The sequence below is a fragment of the Proteus sp. HMSC14B05 genome, from assembly GCF_001808035.1.
Lineage (GTDB): Bacteria > Pseudomonadota > Gammaproteobacteria > Enterobacterales > Enterobacteriaceae > Proteus > Proteus mirabilis.
Genome location: NZ_KV792000.1, coordinates 109922 through 130220, shown reverse-complemented (window position 1 = coordinate 130220; position 20299 = coordinate 109922). Strand labels below are relative to the sequence as shown.

At 35.6% G+C, this 20299-nt stretch carries 11 protein-coding genes and 1 other annotated feature; of the genes, 3 read left to right on the top strand and 8 right to left on the bottom strand.

The features are described 5' to 3' along the window. Positions 1–36: 36 nt before the first annotated feature. The 4 genes from HMPREF3129_RS14660 to thrA all read right to left on the bottom strand — a co-directional run bounded on the left by HMPREF3129_RS14660 (position 37) and on the right by thrA (position 13234). Positions 37–8367, bottom strand: a complete 8331-nt coding sequence (locus HMPREF3129_RS14660; protein ID WP_070487107.1) for a calcium-binding protein — start codon at positions 8365–8367, stop codon at positions 37–39. 179 nt (positions 8368–8546) lie between these two features. Next, complete coding sequence (thrC, locus tag HMPREF3129_RS14655; protein ID WP_004248957.1) at positions 8547–9839, bottom strand: threonine synthase; 1293 nt, start codon at positions 9837–9839, stop codon at positions 8547–8549. Positions 9840–9842: 3 nt separating this feature from the next. Beyond that, entirely contained in the window at positions 9843–10772 is a 930-nt protein-coding gene (gene thrB / locus HMPREF3129_RS14650) for a homoserine kinase (protein WP_004248956.1), read from the bottom strand. A 2-nt stretch (positions 10773–10774) separates the two neighbouring features. Continuing rightward, entirely contained in the window at positions 10775–13234 is a 2460-nt protein-coding gene (thrA, locus tag HMPREF3129_RS14645; RefSeq protein WP_004245224.1) for a bifunctional aspartate kinase/homoserine dehydrogenase I, read from the bottom strand. A gap of 21 nt (positions 13235–13255) precedes the next feature. Further along, positions 13256–13374 (bottom strand) — a sequence feature (Thr leader region). Positions 13375–14052: 678 nt separating this feature from the next. Here thrA and arcA point away from each other — a divergent pair. Next, positions 14053–14769 carry a two-component system response regulator ArcA gene (gene arcA / locus HMPREF3129_RS14640; protein ID WP_004245226.1) on the top strand — a complete coding sequence of 239 codons (717 nt, stop codon included), beginning with the start codon at positions 14053–14055 and terminating at the stop codon, positions 14767–14769. A gap of 182 nt (positions 14770–14951) precedes the next feature. Here arcA and creA read toward each other — a convergent pair whose 3' ends face one another. After that, the gene (gene creA / locus HMPREF3129_RS14635) at positions 14952–15428 is read right to left on the bottom strand and encodes a protein CreA (protein ID WP_004248955.1); all 477 of its coding nucleotides are present in this window, start codon (positions 15426–15428) and stop codon (positions 14952–14954) included. A gap of 201 nt (positions 15429–15629) precedes the next feature. On the opposite strand from creA, the gene robA reads away from it, so the two are divergent. Beyond that, positions 15630–16532, top strand: coding sequence for an MDR efflux pump AcrAB transcriptional activator RobA (gene robA / locus HMPREF3129_RS14630; protein ID WP_004252649.1), 903 nt, complete (start codon positions 15630–15632; stop codon positions 16530–16532). 43 nt (positions 16533–16575) lie between these two features. Here robA and gpmB read toward each other — a convergent pair whose 3' ends face one another. Further along, positions 16576–17223, bottom strand: a complete 648-nt coding sequence (gpmB, locus tag HMPREF3129_RS14625; protein WP_004245229.1) for a 2,3-diphosphoglycerate-dependent phosphoglycerate mutase GpmB — start codon at positions 17221–17223, stop codon at positions 16576–16578. Positions 17224–17274: 51 nt separating this feature from the next. On the opposite strand from gpmB, the gene yjjX reads away from it, so the two are divergent. Beyond that, on the top strand, positions 17275–17814 hold the full coding sequence (yjjX, locus tag HMPREF3129_RS14620) for an inosine/xanthosine triphosphatase (RefSeq protein WP_004248953.1): 540 nt from the start codon (positions 17275–17277) through the stop codon (positions 17812–17814). A gap of 89 nt (positions 17815–17903) precedes the next feature. Here the strand turns inward: yjjX and trpR are convergent, their stop codons facing one another. Together trpR and sltY are read right to left on the bottom strand one after the other, a co-directional pair. Next, complete coding sequence (trpR, locus tag HMPREF3129_RS14615; RefSeq protein WP_004248952.1) at positions 17904–18215, bottom strand: trp operon repressor; 312 nt, start codon at positions 18213–18215, stop codon at positions 17904–17906. A gap of 101 nt (positions 18216–18316) precedes the next feature. Further along, positions 18317–20236: a murein transglycosylase gene (sltY, locus tag HMPREF3129_RS14610; RefSeq protein WP_036919725.1), complete on the bottom strand. Its 1920-nt coding sequence runs from the start codon at positions 20234–20236 to the stop codon at positions 18317–18319. Positions 20237–20299: the final 63 nt, after the last annotated feature.

Here is a 20299-nt window from a genome sequence, read left to right as displayed (position 1 = left end):
GAAACTAGGGCTATTTTTATTGGGTCACAAGGGAAATTATAAATGCTTAACGACCACAGCTAAAGGCGACCAGTTTGATGAGGGAATAACATCACTGCCTTGCATCGTCGATAGTTGTTGCTGATTAAATTGAGCCATTTGTTGAATAATTGTCGCAAGCGCTCGTGGTGACAATATTTGCTGCTTTTCCACAACCTTCACCGTATTATTTTCAGCTTTCCCTACCCTTGTTGTTTTAACCGTTAAAATAAACTGATTATCGGTAGTTCGGTACTGCCAATCTTCACCTACTTGGGAAGATATTAACTTTTCATGCTCAGATAACCCTAATACAAAAATATGGCTCATTTCACCTTCATCATACACCGTCACTTCACTATGACGTTTTTGTACTATATAAACATTATTACCACTTCCTCCACTTAGATAATCATTCCCTGAGGTTGAAATAAACAGATCATGTCCACTTCCGCCATTAAGATTATCATTACCTTCCCCAGCAATTAAAATATGGTGCCCTTTATTGACAATAATATGATCATCACCTTTCCCCCCATCAATCACTGAACTACTTTGATTATGATTAACAACAATATCATCACTATCCATTAATTCTATCATTGGTAATAAATCTATGGCTTGAGAGAATATATCTTGTGATCTGTTTGAAAATAGTTTATTGAGAGACAAAATAGAATTAACAGGTTGATTATCATTAACGGCAATATCATCTCTCAGTAATTCTGTTACCTTTAATGGATAAGGCTCTAGTGTTTGAGTGGATATAATACGCTGTAATTGCGTTGAACGTGATGATGGTTCTTCTCTATGAAAATACTGAGGATACAATGATAATGCCTCTTTATTTAAACGTAGGGAGGGTGGGATCATCAGAACATCACTTTGATGACTCAACCTAACATCCAAAGTGATAGTGGGGATCAGTAAACGCTGACCGCTGTCTGGCTTAGGCAAATGAAAAACTCGATTATCTTTATCAATAAATTGAAGTGTCATTCCTGAGTTAAAAATAGCACTAACACTTTCCGTATCGAAAACAAGTTTAATATGAGCATCAGGATTATAGCGATGAGATAAAACGCCATCACTAAACATCAAATCAAATCCACTCACATCGGATAAAAAGAAATGACTAGTACAATCAGATGTTAATTGTTTATCATTATCACTCAGAGAAATAGTGATCTTTTCATTTCTATTTTTAGCTAGCAATGAGCTTATTTGATAATTGTCATAACCGCGACTCAGTTTAATTGATGAATGAGCCGCAATTCCAGCATAATGATTATTCTCGCTATTACCCTGTAGATTAAGCTTTAAATGTTCTCCAGAAGAGAAACCACTGTATTGTAGCTCAGGTAATAATTGAATAAGTTTAGTTTTATTTTCAGATTGAATAGACAATGTGTGTTTATCGTCATTAATAGAAAGCTGTTGAAGCTTCTCTTGCTGATTATACTTTTCTAAATAACTAAAGTTATATGATACCTCTCTTGGTTGATTATTATTTTCATTAATAGTAAGTATAAAACCATCCATAGTCACAATGGTATATCGATGGGCTAATAATTGACTATTTTTATCTTGGTATACATGACTTAATGCAATTAAATGCTCGATAAATTGATCAGGATCTTTATCATTACTAACTTTAAGCGTAAAAACAATATCTGTTTCACGACGAGAAATAGCGGTAATTTCATCAAAAGTATAATTTAACTGGATAAGACTAGCTTCTGTATGCGTCTCTTCATCAATAATAGTTTCAAGTTGTTTAACATTATTATCCGTATTTGATGCTCTTAGAATAGTATAACTATCATTCCCCGCCCCTCCTTGTGCATAACCTTCCCGTAATACCAGCGTATCATCTCCAGCTAATCCATATAATGAATCTACCCCTCCCATGCCATTTAAATAGTTATTTTTTTGGTCACCATAAATAATATCATTACCTATTTCACTGCCTACTACATTTTCAATACTCTCTAAATAGGCAATAACGGATTGTTTTTGTAGTGTTATATTAGGCATTGTATCCGCTAATTTATGAGTATAGATTTGTCCTTGCTCTTGAAAGATAAAAAGTCTGGCATGAAAACTCTGGCTATTGGATTTATTTTCTCCCCCGATAAATTTAATATAATTTTTAGATAGATTAACTTCATACCCTATATATTTTTTTTCTGTCTGAATAATACGTAATGTATCATTACCTTCTCTACCATAAAAACGGCTGGCATAACGAGGAGATTCAGAAGTGAACACATTAAAGGTGTCATCTTTTTCTCCTCCACTTAATCGTTTAGTCCCATTATGAACATCAAATATATTTTGTGTTATTAATGGTGCAGCAATAATATCATCCCCATTATAAGTATTAAAATAAAATAGCTCATTCTCACGCCAACTTGGCTCAAAATATTGTTTTTCAGCTGTTGATTTAATTAAATCATCTGTTAATTCTCCTGATGATAAATTTTGCCATGTTTTTTCTTTTGTTGTTCTTATTTTATCAAAAAAAGAGATATTCACCTCATCCTCAAAAACAGGATTATCATCTTCAAATGCAAAATTAATCGTATAACGATTTAATTGATTAACATAAAAATCCATATCAAAAATGAGAATTTCATCTGTTGCGATGGCTTCTTTAGGAACATAGTATTTATATTCCGTTCTTTCGACACTAAGATAATGAGAAAGCGCAGCTATCTTTTCTGCTTCTTCTTTACTTAAATTTTTCGCCACTCGTTGTACAACAATTTCTCCAAACGGATTAAGTATATTATCTAACGTTTTCCCCAATATACGAGGGATCACTTTATAATAATGATGTTCTTCATAAAGTTGTTTCTCATTCGTATAAAAATAATAACTGTGAGGCTCCTGTTTTTTTATTTCTTTAAGATGTTCTTGCGCATTTTGGTCAATCATGGTTTCTAACTGTGATATTGTCTCTAAATAGACGATTTCATTCTTTTTGCTTGGTAAGATATCCCCCATTAAAAATGCATAAAAACCATTATTAAGTTCTTCTAGTGGTGTAAATCCTATTTTTTCTTTCGCTTCTTCTATCAGTCTTGCGGCATTATAAATTGAAATGGCTAAGGCGATAACAGCGCCCGCGACAATACCAATAGGCCCCGCGACCGTCGAGCCAGCAAGCATTGCGATAGAAACCCCCAAAGTAACCAATCCGGAAACTATAGCTAAAGAGCCATTCACAATATAGTCAATCCGTCGTTTTTCATTTTTTTCTACTGAGATACGACTAAAGTTATCGTAGATATTATAGATATCAAATCCAATAGACAGGATATTAAGCCCGATACCTATTCGAGTGCTGGTTTTACTAATATACTCCAAAGGATTATTACGGTACTTTAATAATCCTTTAGCTAAAGCGATTTCAATGAGTTCAGATAAGCCATTATAGGCCATTTCTGACCATGTTATGGCAAGATTATTGATGGTCTCTCTATGCTCTTGAGGGGTTAATAGCGGATTATTAAGTTGCTCCGCAAGCATAAAGGTTGAATTGATTGATTGCCATATACCGAAGCTAATATTAGCGTAACCAATTTTACTGATAACTCTCATATGTCTGGGAATTTTTAATGAAGGTATTCTTAAATTTTCCCAATCTTGCTGATTATACTGTTTACTACCTAATGCTATTATTTTAATTAATCTTTCATGAGCCGCGACATAATCAGCTCTACTGGCCATATGAGAAAGAAAATATTTAATTTTATCTTGTTTGCTATTTAATAGATAACGTAATAATACAATAACTTCTTTATCTTTTTCATTGCCCGTCACAGATAAAAAATAATCATTAAGATGCTGAGGATCAAAAGTAATTTTTTTATCCCAGTTCTCTATCTGATTAAGATCTATCGCATCGATACTTTCACCATTTATCTTTGCACCTAAATAACAGAGTAATCTTTTGTCAATGACAAGATTATTAATTTCTACTTTAGAAGAAATGGTAGAGCTATCTTCACTTGTGGCTAAGTTAACTTCGCCTTTAAATTCATTGAGTTTATTTAATGCTTCTGTCGGCGATAAAGCGCTAATCTCTTCATCAGACTGACTGATAACAGCGAGTTTTTTTAAATTATTTATGGTCTCTTTATAGAGTTCAAAGCTTGAAATTATGTTCAATAATACTCGTGATAAAATACCTTTATTACCCTCATCAAAAAAAGCATTAAGCCTATTTTTAGATAGTTCACTTAAATTATCTATTAAGTGAGGAGTATCATAAATTGCATGAATAATTTCAATAACTTGATACGTTCTTTCCGTTAAACTATAATTCCCATAGTCTTTATTAGTTATTTCTTGCCACTGTTCAAAGTTCGTTCCATCCATTAAAAATTGGTTAAATTCTTTATTAACAGAGGGATCATAAAGTGATTGAATTAAATTCCTTTTTATTAAACTATTATCTGACGTATTAAATATTGCCGATAATTCAACCAAATATTTCTCAATTGCATTATCAATAAGTAAATCGTGATTTATTATTTTATCACTGAACTCTGCAAGTTTTTCTTTATGATATTTAAGGTTAATTTGATCGACTTTCCTAATAATTGCACCTAATTGAGCATAATTGATCTGATAGCGATTTAACTGAATGTAATTTAAAATATCAGCAATGGTCATATTGTCAGAATAGTCAGGAAAAATAGTGCTAATCTCATTCTGATAACCTAACTTAAACTCTTGATTATCTCTATAATTAGTGTAATTGTGTGAGACGAATTGATAGATTTCTGCAGCATAGTTTTTATTTTCAATATCTACTCTTTGCCTATTAGACATTGTATTAGGCTCATTAGGTACTGTTTCAGTAAGTAGCGTATTAGATGCACCTGTATCAGCAAGTAAAGGGTGACCAATAAACTGACTTTCAGTCGTCGGTTTTACCATAATGTATTCATTTTCAAGTATAACACTGTTATCCGTCACAGTATAAATAGGCATATTTAGCCGCTGAGCAATCCCTTCAATAAATAAATGACCACTTTGATAACTAAATAAAGTCTCCTTATTGGCAAAAACAATTGTTCTTTCACCAACAAATTGATGTTGTAAAATAACATTTTGTAGTGATTCAACACGGCTTTTCTGCTTAACAAGCGCATTGGTGGCAGGAAAGTATTCTTCATTTCCAGCAGCAATCACTCTTATTTCATGTTTTAAACAATAATCAAGAAAACGGCCTATTTCTGGTTTATCTTTTAAGTATTGTGTTAATTGTTCACTTTTTACACCATTATAGAAATAAATGACGATATCATCTTGATAAACGCCACTAATGCTTTCAATAATAATATTATCTACAAAATCTCTAGTAATAAAATTATTATCAACAAATAAAAAATCAAAATTTTCTTTACTTTCATTAAATAACAGATAACTACCATCTATTTCATTTTTGTTCTGATTAAATGACTTTTCTAGTAGGGTAAGAGGATCATTTTCATTAATATAAAAATTACTAGGATGATAGCCATGGTTTCGCTCCTGATAATTATTATTAAAATAACTTTCTAATTGTGCTATTTCATGAATAATCACTCTATTATTAAACTGATGATTGCTAAAAAACTCCAGATATAAATCACGATAAATACCTGCATCATCTGTTTTTTTTATAGAATCAATTTCATCTTCAATCAAATGAAGAAGCTTATTAACATACTTGTTGTTTCTATATTCTGATAATCTTTGATAAGTTAATTTTAAGTGCAGTCTATTTTCATCATCTAAAAGAAAAATATTTTTTATTTCAGAAACATCAATACCATCAATAATTTCTTTTAACGCTTTATAATTATTTTTAAAATTAATCGTATAATCATAACCAACAACCCCGATATTTCTATTTTTATCTAATATTAAAAAAGGGTTATCAATAATTTGCTCATAAATAAAATTACTAATTCCAGTATAACCTTCATTGATTTCATTAACCATCATTCGATAAAAAATTGCTGCTACTAGGCTATTTTTTTGTGCTAATGCAATTAACTTTTCCTTTCCATAAAGGAGATCGCCATAGAATAATTTATCTTCTATTTTCTGTTTCACTTGATTCAGGATATCAACAAGAGAAATATTTTCATTGTTTTGATTAAATAGTATAATTTCATCAATTATAGAAAAACTGGCTGTTATTTTATCAAAATAAATATTCCCCCTTAGTGTATCAATTAATGAAACAATTTTATTCAATGAAAATGATTTTTTACCATTTAATAAATAACTATTAATCTTAATTAAATCTCGATAATAAACATCATTAAATTCCAGATATCCTTTTGGCTTACTCATTTTTTGATGTGCATTAAATTCAGTAAATTGAATATCAATACCATCACTATTACTCATTATAATTACTTTACTGGATTTATTATTCTCAAGAATTTTATCTAAATTATTTTTAACTAAAAATATTCCCTCATCAACAAAAACATTTTTGACCACGACTTCAACTAATTTACTATTTATTTTAAGTTCTAAAATGAGATCACGCTGTTCACTGTAATGAATAACTCGTCCAACAACACCATCTTTAAAAGGCAATGAAAAACCAATTTTTTTTATATTTTCAGCAATACCTTTATGTAACTCGATTTCATTTTGATCCCATAAACTACGATATTTTGTTGTAGGATTTCTTTTATATTCATCAATTATAAAATATTCTTTTCCATCAGCTTTATTTAGAGTATAAGAGCCCATTGTTTTTATTAAAGCGTCTTTTATTGATTCTATATTAGAAAATTCCGTCAATTCAGAATTAGAATCAAATAGCGTAAATTTATAATGATTATTAGAATATCTCTTATAAGCAAGAGCAATGGCATGTGTTTTAAATGCAATAATCGCATAATATTCATTATAATATTGCATTATATATTCTAAGTGATAATTTATTTGTGAGAGACTACTTTCTAGCCTATTTGCATTCGATGCTTTCAAGCCATTTTCTGCTAAAATTTTTCGGTATTCGGTCGCCTTTGTTAAATCAAAAATTGTATAATTTATTTTTTCATATATTCTCTCCATTTGAAAAATCTGTGCGAATTTAATTTCCTTGATCTCTTTAATCAATTTTAATACTTCATATTCTTGTACACTATCAAATATAATTTTTTCAAGCTTATCAGATATCTTTTCTTTTTTGTCCTTGTAAAGGTTAATATTTTCCTTTAGCCAATGTAAATATTTATTCCCTCCTTCTATACCATTATTTCTAACCTCCAATAAATATTTCAAACTTATTCCATAACATACCCCTGAAAGTGGATCAAAATGGCTAAAATTATAATTATTTTCAGCTGAAGCGACAAGATTAATTCTGCCCATTATCTTTTCTAATGGTATTAATAAATCAGAAGTTTGTGAAAAATATTTAACGGATTTATCTTTCATTTTAGTAAAGAACCAATCCTTATTTAATTTATAAAGTAAATGTTCACCATTTTCTTTTAGCTGACGATGTTTAGCTACGGCAATCAAGAATGCTTCATCAATATTATTAAGATATATATGGAGTATTTTTTCTGAGTTTTCATTAGAGTCTCTAACAATAAAAATATTTTTATATGAATAGCTATCTATTAATTCAATAGTTAAATGACTATCAATATGTACCTGTTTTTTTGCCTTAATATCATTAATAACTTCGGCATAAATATCTTTAGGTGTTACTTGCCAATATTTATCGAGAGTAAAGAAATTAAAATATTCGTTCTTAGCGTAAAATCGGTAAGATATAGAGTTATCAGCAACACTGTTTTTAACCATTTGATTAATAGTATGAATAAGGTCATCTTTTTTAGAAAAGAATTCCACTGTACCTTCAAAGTCAATGATTTTAAATAATTGATTGGTATTATCTATCTGTATAAATAAGTTTTTATTTTCTATTTTTAAGTGAAAAAATCCTGATGGGTAATGCTGAAATACTGAATTAATACGTGTTTTATTTAGCTTTTGATAATTTTTGTTTGTAAGATAAGAATTATTAACAAATAAATTTTCTATACTTGCATTAATCTCTTTTACAATAAAATCAATCGCTTTAGTAAATTTATCCCGATTATAAAGAGATAAATTACTTTCTATTTTTATTAGAAAGTCATTAGCAGCATATTCATTTTTATAAGTAAGAATATAAATATAATTCTCAATTAAAACACGTCTTACTGAATCAATATTAAAAGGTAATTCAACACTATGCTCTTTAATATATTTCACTATTTCTAGTGTAATTCTTTCAATATCATCATTGATATTAATTTTCTTAAATCTACCCATAGTCTACCTCTTTATTGTTAATTACATTAAGAGATAAAAACTAGTGTAATTCTCCTTAGCATTAAATGATTATTTTCTTATTTTTATTTGGGTATAAAATTATTTAAAACAATAAAAAAGCTCACCCTTATAGTGAGCTTTTTAATAAAAACAAAATTAATTAATATAAATAATTATATTTATTTAGGTGCTCGTTCTAACAAAAATGCTCTTAATTGAGAAAAATCTGCCGGTAAAAGATGCGATAGTAATTTTTTATCAGCACGCTCAGCTAATTCTTTTGGTAAAGGTAATGTATCACCTAAAATACGCTCGACATTTTCTTTAAATTTCGCCGGATGAGCTGTACCTAAAAATACCCCATATTCTCCTTCTTGTAGCTCATCACGTAATAGACGATAAGCAACCGCCGCATGAGGCTCTGAAATATAGCCTTTTTGTGCCAGTTCACGTACGGTTTCTTCCGTCGTTTCATCGCTCACAGCCCCATGCGAAAGATCAGACAACAGCCAACCTTTGCGATGATATAACTCTTCAATACGAGGCCAATTATTAGGCTGGCTAACATCCATCGCATTTGAAAGTGTTGCTATTGTCCGATGTGGTTCCCATTTACCACTATCTAAATAGCGAGGAACGGTATCATTCACATTGGTCGCTGCAATAAAGCGTTTAACAGGTAATCCCATAGATTTAGCCAGTAATCCTGCAGTGAGATCACCAAAATTACCACTTGGTACAGAAATGACTAATTGTTGACGTTTTTCAGCTGGAATTTGTGCAACCGCTTCAAAGTAATAGCAGATTTGTGCCAGTAGGCGGCTAATATTAATCGAGTTAGCCGAGTTTAAATGCATGGTGTTCTTTAAATATTCATCATCAAATGCCTGTTTGACTAATGCTTGGCAAGCATCAAAGTCATCTTGAATAGCAACAGTATGAATATTTTCCCCTAATGTACAAAATAGTTTTTCTTGTAATGGGCTGATTTTTCCTTGGGGATAGAGGATCACGACTTGGACATTATCTAACTTGTAGAAAGCATGAGCGACCGCTGCTCCTGTATCACCGGATGTCGCCGTTAAAATTGTAACAGGCTGGTCACCCGCGACTTCTGATAACATTTGAGCCATAAAACGGCCACCAAAGTCTTTAAAAGCCAGCGTCGGTCCGTGGAAGAGTTCAAGGCAACTAATATCCTCTTCTACTTGTGTCACTGGCGCAGGAAAAGCAAATGCCGTATTTACACGTTTTGCTAACACATCAGCAGGAATTTCATCACCGATAAAAGCACTTAAAATACGGCTACTGCGTGTTGCAAAGTCTAATTTTAATAGCGCATCAATTTCTGCTTGAGAAAATGAAGGCAAGTCTTTGGGAAAGAAGAGTCCTTGCTGTTTTCCTAAACCTTGTTTAACCGCTTGAGCAAAGCTGACTTGTTCTTGGTTATCTTTTAAATTATATAATTTCATTACTTACCCTATCTCTCTTGCGCCACGAGTATCTAAACGGCAGATGTGTACAAAGCCTTCATCGTTTTGTACATAATGTTGTTGTAACCATTGCGCCACATCTTGGGCAATAGCCAATGAATCAGTAATAGAAAACAGCGTTGGCCCTGAGCCTGAAATACCGCATGCAAGCGCGCCTTTTTGTAATGCAGCCTCTCTCGCTTTATCAAAACCAGGGAGCAACTGTGTTCGATAGGGCTCTGCAATCACATCTTTCATTAAGCTTGCGGCAAGTTTTGGTTGTTGTGTATGACAAGCATGAATAAATCCAGATAAATAACGACCATGATTAATAATATCAGCTTTATCGTATTGTTTAGGGAGGATAGCCCTTGCTTGTGCCGTTGAGACTTTGATCCCCGGATAAGCCATCACCCAATACCAATCGTCAAAAGCTGGCACAGGCTGACAAATAATGTCGTTTTGTTCCAAAATAAGTTGTAGACCACCTAAATAACATGGCGCGACATTATCGTAGTGCACACTACCGGAAATACGGCCTTCCAGCTCTCCCATCATTAATAATAAGTGGCTTTCACTAAATGGTTTGTGAGCAAATTCGTTTAATGCAACGAGTGCAGCCACAACAGAACAAGCACTTGATCCTAATCCTGAGCCTATCGGCATGTTTTTTTCAAGTGTCATCGAGACAGGTAATTGTTTACCTAATTTTTCACAAAATAGCTCCCAACATTGATAAACAATATTTTGCTTAGCATCAGAAGGTAATTTACTAACAAAGCGCCCTTTGCTGTGAAGTTGAAATTCTTGCGCCGCTTCAACGGTTACGCAATCTCCTAATAATTGACCATCAATAGGCGAAACTGCGGCTCCTAACACATCAAAACCGACACTCACATTGCCAATTGACGCCGGTGCATAAACTTTAACCACCTTTAAACTCCTAATTTCCATGATAGTGTACGTAATACATCTGCAAATACCCCAGCAGCAGTGACATCATTTCCTGCACCATATCCACGTAAAACTAAAGGAATTGGTTGATAGTAGCGAGTGTAGAAGGCTAGCGCATTTTCACCATTTTTTACTTTAAAGAGAGGATCGTTAGCATCAACGGCCATTATTTTGACTTGGCATTTCCCTTCATTGATGATCCCCACATAACGTAATACCTTCGCTGACTTTTGGGCTTCTTCGACTTTAGCATCAAACTCAACATCTACTTGAGGTAAGCGGTTTAAGAAACTCTCGACATCACCTGTACTATCAAATGAGCTAGGTAAAACAGGTTCTACATCAATATCACTCAACTCTAATTGATAGCCCGCTTCACGAGCGAGAATAAGCAGTTTACGTGCAACATCCATTCCCGAGAGATCATCTCTTGGATCTGGCTCTGTAAAGCCTTTTTCTTTCGCAGAAAGTGTCGCTTCAGACAAGCTTTTTCCTTCATCTAGCTGACCAAAAATATAAGAGAGTGAGCCAGAAAGAATCCCATTAAATTGCACCAACTCATCGCCAGCATTAAGCAAGTTCTGTAAGTTTTCAATAACAGGTAAACCCGCACCAACATTAGTGTCATATAAGAATTTACGACGTGATGCTTCCGCTGATTGGCGAATTTGATGATAGTAATCCATCGACATCGTATTGGCTTTCTTATTAGGCGTAACAACATTAAAGCCATTTTGTAAGAAATTGGCGTATTGCTGTGCAATCATTTCGTTTGAAGTGCAATCAACAATCACAGGATTGAGGAAGTGGTACTCTTTTTCTAAGCGAATAAGCTGACTAAAGCTAAAAGGCTCTTTAGCTGCTTGTAGCGCTTGTTGCCAATTATCTAAATCGATACCTTGCATATTGGTTAGCATCGCACGTGAATTGGCAATCCCACAAACACGTAGGTCGATATGTTTGTTTTTTAGCCATGCTTGTTGACGATGGATCTGCTCGATTAGCGCGCTGCCAACACCACCGACACCGACAATAAAGACTTCTACGATTTGGTTAGTGTTAAAGAGCATTTGGTGACATAAACGCACCGCATTCGTCGCTGCATCATTGGCAATAACTGCAGAGATAGAACGTTCAGAAGAGCCTTGAGCAATAGCAACAATATTAATATTGCCTCGAGTTAAAGCAGAGAAGAAACGGGCTGAGATCCCTTTAAGGGTGCGCATACCATCACCGACAACCGAGATGATAGCAACATTGTTCATAATATCTAACGGATCAAGTACGCCATCTTTTAACTCTAGATAGAATTCTTCTGACAGTGCTTTTTGCGCTCTAATTAGCTCTTTTTGCGGTACACAAAAACTAATACTGTATTCAGATGAAGATTGAGTAATTAATACTACCGATATTCCTGCTCGCGACATCACGGAAAAGACACGAGCCGCCATACCCACCATTCCCTTCATACCCGGCCCTGATACATTGATCATTGCCATATTATTCAGGTTAGTGATCCCTTTTACCGGCGTGCTGTCATCTTTTTGACCATCACCAATTAACGTACCCGGTGCTTCTGGATTGCCCGTATTTTTAATTAAACAAGGGATTTGAAATTGAGCAATAGGTGCAATAGTGCGTGGATGAAGGACTTTGGCACCAAAGTAAGAAAGTTCCATCGCCTCTTGATAGGACATGCCTTTTAATAGGTGTGCATCTGGGACGAGGCGTGGATCACAGGTGTAAACACCATCAACATCCGTCCAAATTTCACAACATTGTGCACGTAAACACGCGGCTAATACGGCGGCTGAATAATCTGAGCCATTACGACCGAGAACCACAAGCTCATTTTTTTCATTACCGGCAGTGAAACCTGCCATCAAGATCATATGATCTTTCGGAATATTAAGGGCGGAAATACGGCGAGTTGATTCAGGAATATCCACTGTCGATTCGAGATAATGACCTTGAGCAAGGAGATTTTTAACCGGATCAATGACGGTAACGTTATATCCTCTAGCTTGTAACACCGACTCCATAATGGCAATCGAAAGCTTTTCACCACGACAAATCATCGCAGCATTGATGCTATCAGGACATTGCCCTAATAGGGAGATACCATGCAGGATATGTTTAATCTCAGCAAACTCACGCTCAACTTTGTCTTTTAAACCTTGGTAATCAAAACCAGGTTGATTTTCTCTTAAACCTTGCAATAGATTAGCGAAGATTTGCTCTGCTTCTCGTACTTGAGTGAGAGGTTCTTCTCCTTCTGCCGTTTTTTCAATCATTGCCACCAAGTAATTCGTTATCTTGGCAGGTGCTGATAATACCAGAGCGACTTGTCCCTGCTCTCGTTTTTTCTCAGCGATATCAGCAACATTCAGCACCCTTTCTGCATTGGCAACTGAAGTTCCCCCAAATTTTAACACTCGCATACAGCTCTCCTGATTTTTCGCCAAAAAAAAGCCCGCATTTCTCAATGCGGGCTTTTTCGTTTTTTGTTTTTTATATGCGACAGCCCGCCCCGCAATATAAAATTCCGGTGGTGGTGGTGGTAATAATTGTATTCATAGTCACTGGGCTGTAAGTACGCATAACAATCCTGTCTGTCTCAAAATTAGTTTGACCCTATACTGGTTAAAGCAAAGCGAGAGAGATGTCAAATTTTTTCTTTTCTATTGCCTCAATTTACCTACAATTTAAATAAAATTTATTCGAGCATTACTTATATTGTAGTATACATATTACTACTAATAAGGGGGAGTTACAGAAAATAACGCTACCATTTAAGAGTTACTTAGACATTTGTACTTTTACAAATAATAAGGTATTTTATTTCACTTCTTTTTTTGTAACAAAACTGGTAAAAAGATAAAATCTCACTATATTTAACATATATTTTTCTTTTGCATTACATAAATCAAATTATATAGTTAACTATTGAAATCAAGGTTAAGCTGTTATCTTGATTTTGATATGTGTCAACAAAAGTTAGCTTTTTAGATGGTATTTAATACAACAGGTGTTATATTGCTGTTAATAGACTATGGGCATTTTACATTCTGATTTTAACGTCCATTGTCAGTAAAATAGGTCATGTTTGTAATTAATAACGTGATGGTTATTTATCGAATTTTCATCTGGGTCTAATTTTGGCGTGCTAATAACAAAAATGAATAACCACACACCTTGCACACACAGAAGTTACACACAGATATCCTTTTTCTATTTTTGGTAATTTTAGGTAGCAAATATGCAAACCCCGCACATTCTGATTGTTGAAGATGAAGTAGTTACTCGTAATACCCTGAAAAGCATATTCGAAGCTGAAGGGTATATCGTACACGAAGCCACTGATGGCAACGAGATGCATAATATTCTGTCCGACCATGATATCAATCTGGTTATTATGGATATTAATCTTCCTGGTAAAAACGGTCTTCTATTAGCCCGTGAATTACGTGAACAGGTAAGTGTTGCATTAATGTTCCTAACAGGTCGTGATAATGAAGTTGATAAAATCTTAGGCCTTGAAATTGGTGCCGATGATTACATTACTAAACCATTTAATCCTCGTGAATTAACTATCCGTGCTCGTAACTTATTGTCACGCACTATGAATTTAGCGAATGGCACAGAAGAGCGTCGTTTAGTTGAAAGCTATAAATTTAATGGTTGGGAGCTAGATATTAATAGTCGCTCTCTTATTAGCCCTACAGGTGAACAGTATAAATTACCTCGTAGTGAGTTTCGTGCGATGTTACATTTCTGCGAAAACCCAGGAAAAATCCAAACTCGTGCAGAATTACTGAAAAAAATGACGGGTCGTGAATTAAAACCTCATGATCGTACTGTAGACGTTACCATTCGTCGTATTCGTAAACACTTTGAATCAACCCCTGATACACCTGAGATTATCGCCACTATCCATGGTGAAGGTTATCGTTTCTGTGGTGATTTAGACGAGTGATATCAGTGTTACCCTAGTAAAAATAATGCTAAAAACCCCGGATTTCAGTTTCGGGGTTTTTCTTTATTAAAGCATAAAAGATAAAAATTGATCTTAGCGACTATTTTAAATAGAAACTAATTTATCAACTAAAAAAATTTCTTACACTTAATCTTATTAATTTTGTTAATTAATTAAAAAAATTACTCTTTCCATGGCATGATGGGTACTGCACTAATGGCATTTTTCGGTGAGCCATCGATAACCTTATCAGAGTAAGTAAGATATATCAGTGCATGGCGGTTTTTATCGTAAAAACGCACCACTTGTAGCTTTTTAAAGACTAGTGACGTTCTTTTTTGAAAAACAACATCACCACGATTTTTACCTTTTAAGACTTTTTCGCTTAATTCGATTGGCCCTACTTGTTGGCAAGAAATAGCCGCATCGGCGGTATCTTCAGCAAGCCCTAAACTACCGGAAATGCCCCCTGTTTTAGCACGGCTTAAATAGCAAGTGACATTTTTGACTTCAGGATCATCAAAAGCTTCAATGACAATTTTATGATTGGCACCAAAAAACTTAAAAACCGTATCGACATAACCAATTTCTTCAGCTTTCACCATTATTGACATCGGAAGCAAGATAGAAAGTGCGAGTATCTTTTTGAAATTAAACATATTAAATTTATTCCATAAAAAGAAGAAAGAATGATTTTGTCTAGGATAAAGCAAACTTTTGTTAACTGGTAGAATAATTTGTATACATGACTCATTGAAAAAGACTATATTTCATCTTTATCTAACAATATAACTTGTTATAGACGTTCAGGCTATTTACCATCTACAGCATAAATAAACGAATATGACTAAGGGAGATGTATGGATCAAACCAACATCATACGTGATTTACTCGCTTGGCTTGACAATAATCTGGATCAGCCACTATCCCTCGATAATGTCGCAACTAAAGCGGGTTACTCTAAGTGGCACCTACAACGCATGTTTAAAGAAGTAACGGGGCAAGCGATTGGTTCTTATATTCGTTCGAGGCGTCTATCTCGCGCGGCTGTGGCATTGCGTTTAACAAGTCGTCCTATCTTAGATATCGCTTTACAATATCGTTTTGATTCTCAACAAACATTTACTCGCGCCTTTAAAAAGCAGTTTGATAGAACTCCAGCCCTATATCGCCGTTCTGATGAGTGGTGTGCTGTAGGTATTTGTCCTCCAATAAAATTAGATCCTCAGCCTTTGCCTAAATGGGAATATGTGCAATTACCGGAGATAAAATTGATTGGTATTGAACAAACTTGTAGCCATACACTAGAACAATGGGCCAATGCTTGTTCCGATATGCGTCAGACATTTTGGCAAAATTATATTACTAAGGTAAACACTATCCCCCATGAGGTTTATGGTTTGCACCATACACAACACAGTGATGAGCATGAAGATGAACAGCGTGTTATCTACACCACCGCCGTTGAGCCTGCTTATGCGAGTTTTGTAGAAGATGATACTGCTTATGAAGTCATATTGGAGGCTGGCGATTATATTCGCTTTGACTTCGAGGGAGAGGCAAAACGAGGCGCCATGCAGGAATTTTTATTCTTAATTTATGGTGTTTGCTTGCCAACCATGGGGCTTACTCGCCGTAAAGGACATGATATTGAAAAGTATTATCTTAAAGAAGTGCACTATGACAATGTGATGACCGCCGAGCCACAAGATCATATTAAGCGTTTTGAGTATTATATTCCCATTAAACGCGAATTGGCCTAACAATAAGACTCTCTTTTACAGCAAAGAGAGTCTGTTATTGTCATTAGCGCTGTACTTCATCAAGAGCGATATCAGTAAGATGACTCACATCCCCTGCTGTTTCGATTACCCATCCATTAGCGAGCCAAGGACTGTTTTGATAGTCCACTCGTGAAATTGAACAGTTACGTAGTCTTAAACGTCGTTCAGCGTAAGCAGGTAGGCCTAACACAGTACTTAGCAGGCAACCTAATGCAATACCGTGACTCACCAGTAAAGGACGGCTATGCTCTGGTAACGCCAAGCAACTGTTTAAAGCAGCCTGCATACGATTAGCTAATTCCACCATGGATTCTCCTTGGGGAATTCGTCCATCAGGTGTACCATCAATTAAACTCTTGCGCCAAGCTTCTTCTTGTGTATTTAATGTGGCGATCTCTCGCTGTTCAAGAACGCCCATATCAAGTTCACGCAAACGGGGATCCGTGATTACGTCACAGCGACAAGCTTGTGCAATAATCTCTGCCGTCTGACAAGTCCGGCCAAGATCACTAGAAATTATGTGGGTAATACCTGCTGATTTTACTCTTTCAGCAACTTGTTGTGCCTGTCGCACACCCATTGCTGTTAGTGGGCTATCAGATTGCCCTTGTATACGTCTCGCCACGTTCCACTCAGTTTCACCGTGGCGAACAAGATAGACCTGTAACATACATTTTTTCCGTTATACTGCTCTAATTTTTCAAAGGATGATTAACTCATTATGTATCATGTCATTGCAGCCACTACGAATCCAGCAAAAATCAACGCGATCAAACTCGCCTTTGAGCAAGTGTTCGGTAAAGATACCTTTGATATTGAAGATATTAATGTCGATAGCCGCGTTCCACAGCAACCTATTGGAAATACAGAAACGAGAACTGGCGCACGCCAACGTGTGATGGCCGCAAGACAAGTACGTCCAGAAGCTGACTTTTGGGTAGGTGTTGAAGCGGGTATTGAAGACGATATGACTTTTGCTTGGATTGTTATCGAACACGAGCAAATTCGCGGTGAATCTCGCTCAGCCAGTTTAATGCTACCGGAACAGATTTTAAAAGGCGTTCGTGAAGGTCGTGAACTTGGCGATGAAATGGCATTTTTAACCAAGATTGATAATATTAAGCAAAAAGGTGGCGCTATTGGTTATTTTACTGATGGTTTATTAAGTCGCACTTCTGTTTACCAACAAGCGATTGTATTAGCTTTAGTGCCCGTCACTCATGATATTTATAAACAACTTAACAAAAAAGATGATGAATGAGTGATTAAATAGTTCTCTTGTCGCTATTTTAAAAAAATGCCATTTAACCAACTGATTAAATGGCATTTTTATTTCTAACGAATAGGCGATTATTTTTTTATCATAAGCTCTTTTTCAAGCCATAATTTCACATCATGGGGTGCTGTTTTTAAACTATTAGAGCCTCTGGTAATAGTGGCGATGCCAACTCCTAATAGCTCTTTTAGCTCTCGCTGACTTAATTCCCCACGCATTAATTCTTGAACAATACGCACTCTTGTTGCTAATGCACTGCGCTCATCTGGCGTCATTAAAAGTTGTAAAACAGGAAATTCAACTCCCTGTTCAAACGCCTGGCGTAATAACTCAACAAAACGTACCCAGTGTTCATTCTCTTCTGGTGATAATGCAGGATCTAGCATAGTGGGAACCTCTTCTAGCCACACTCATAAACTAGTACAAACTATAGCATATTTTATCCTGTGACAAAGAGGTTCCATTAATAAATCGCTTAATTATCTCATTAATAACGACTATTCCACTCAGTTTGAGTTAATACCGGTTGTTGCTCTCCGGCAAAATAGCTATAAAACACCGCAAATGAGAGTACATTTTTGACATAACCACGCGTTTCTGCGAATGGAATACTCTCAATAAAAGCAATAGCATCTAGTTGGCTATTAGCATCAGATAACCAACGGTCAACCCGTGCAGGACCTGCATTATAGGCTGCACTAGATAAAATACGGTTTTGATTAAAACGCTGATAAACAGAATCAAGATAAGCGGTACCAATTTCAATATTTTTAACCGGATCTGTCAGTTGCGCACTACTTGCATACCCGGTAATACCTGCTTGTTTTACCGTGAACTCTGCGGTTTTCGGCATCACTTGCATAAGACCCGTTGCCCCAGCTGAAGAGCGAGCTTGTGGGTTCCATGCACTTTCTTGGCGAGCGATCGCCATCGCATAATTGCGGTCTATCGCTTTATCTTTCGTATATCGTTCAAATTCATTTTGCCATGCAAGTGGGAAGCGCTCTTCTAAATGGTTCCACATTTTACCAGTAATCGTTGCTTGTACTGCTAAGTCAGCCCATTGTTGCTCAAAAGCATAACGCGCTAGTTGAGATTGTGTGGTAGCAGGCTGGGTGGCAACATAATTTGCCCACTCAGTACGCGCTAAATTATCCATTTGCCAATACATTAATTCGCGTACTCGTTGCACTTCAGGTTGCTGTGGAATTGTGGGTGAAACACTTGGCGCTTTGTCTATTACCATAACATAAGGTTTACCTAGCTTTTCAGCCGCCACCATAGGATAAAAACCGCGATGTTGTGTTAGTTCTTGTAAAAGCGCTTGTGCTTCACTGTTTTTACCTTGCGATTGCAACACCATCGCTCGCCAATAACGCCACTCCTCTTTATTTTTACTTTCAGGTGATAATCTTTCTAACCATAAAGCTAATTCTGCGGGCTGATTTTGGCTTAACGCTAAACGCACACGACGCTCACGCAGGGTATCTGAAGCGGTATCTTGTATCACACTATCACGCCATTTAGCCTGCTCTGGTGTGGCATATGGCATATATTGCCAAGCGACCGTATCACGCATTAATTGGCGTTCAGCTGTCGTCATTTTTTGAGCTCTGGCAATACTATCAAGCTGTGCTCTTGCACTATCGGCATCTTTTCGCGCCCAACGTGAAAATGCAGCTTGTACAATATTACGCGTAAAATCTGTTGGTGAAAGTTGTGTGGCATAACGAGCAACCAGATTAGGGTGATCTTGTAGTTCAACAATGGCATCGTTAATCGTTTGATAATCCATCGGCAATCGCTTAGCTAAATAAGTTGCTAACCCAGTATTACCACTTTTTATTGCTAAATTAATCCGCTCTAACACTAATTCAATGCTTAAATTTCCTGCTTTTTGCCACTCATCAAATAGCGGATCACAGCTTGAAGGCATAGAAGTACCGTTTAACCACGCTTCTTTTGCACCAACCCACGCCGTTTGTCTATCCCCTGTCGCCCATTTAGCATAATAGTAGTTACACCTTGCTGCTTTAGGCTTAGGAGGATTAGGACTAAAAGTCAGTAAGTTTTGCCACTCTTGACGTTTTGCTAACTCATTAACAAACAAAGAAGGTAGTGCTTTCGCGGGTGGCAAAGTTGGATATTTTTCGACAAATTCAGTCACCACAGCCGGAGCGACCACATCAAGATTGTCGGTAATTTGGCGATATTCAAGATAGGGATAAAGAGGATAATCTTGTAATGTCGGTAATAATTTTTCAACTTGTGCTGTATCTTTAGCATCCCAAGCTGCTTTAATTTCTTGGTAACGTGTTCGTTGTTCACTTAATGAATCTGCTTGTGCCCACGCAGAGAAACACAATGTACTAATTGCCAAGACGAAGGACCACTTTTGCTTAACCACGTTACCTCTCCCACCTCAAATTTAAACATCCAAAGAATAAATACATTAGCTAATATGATAATC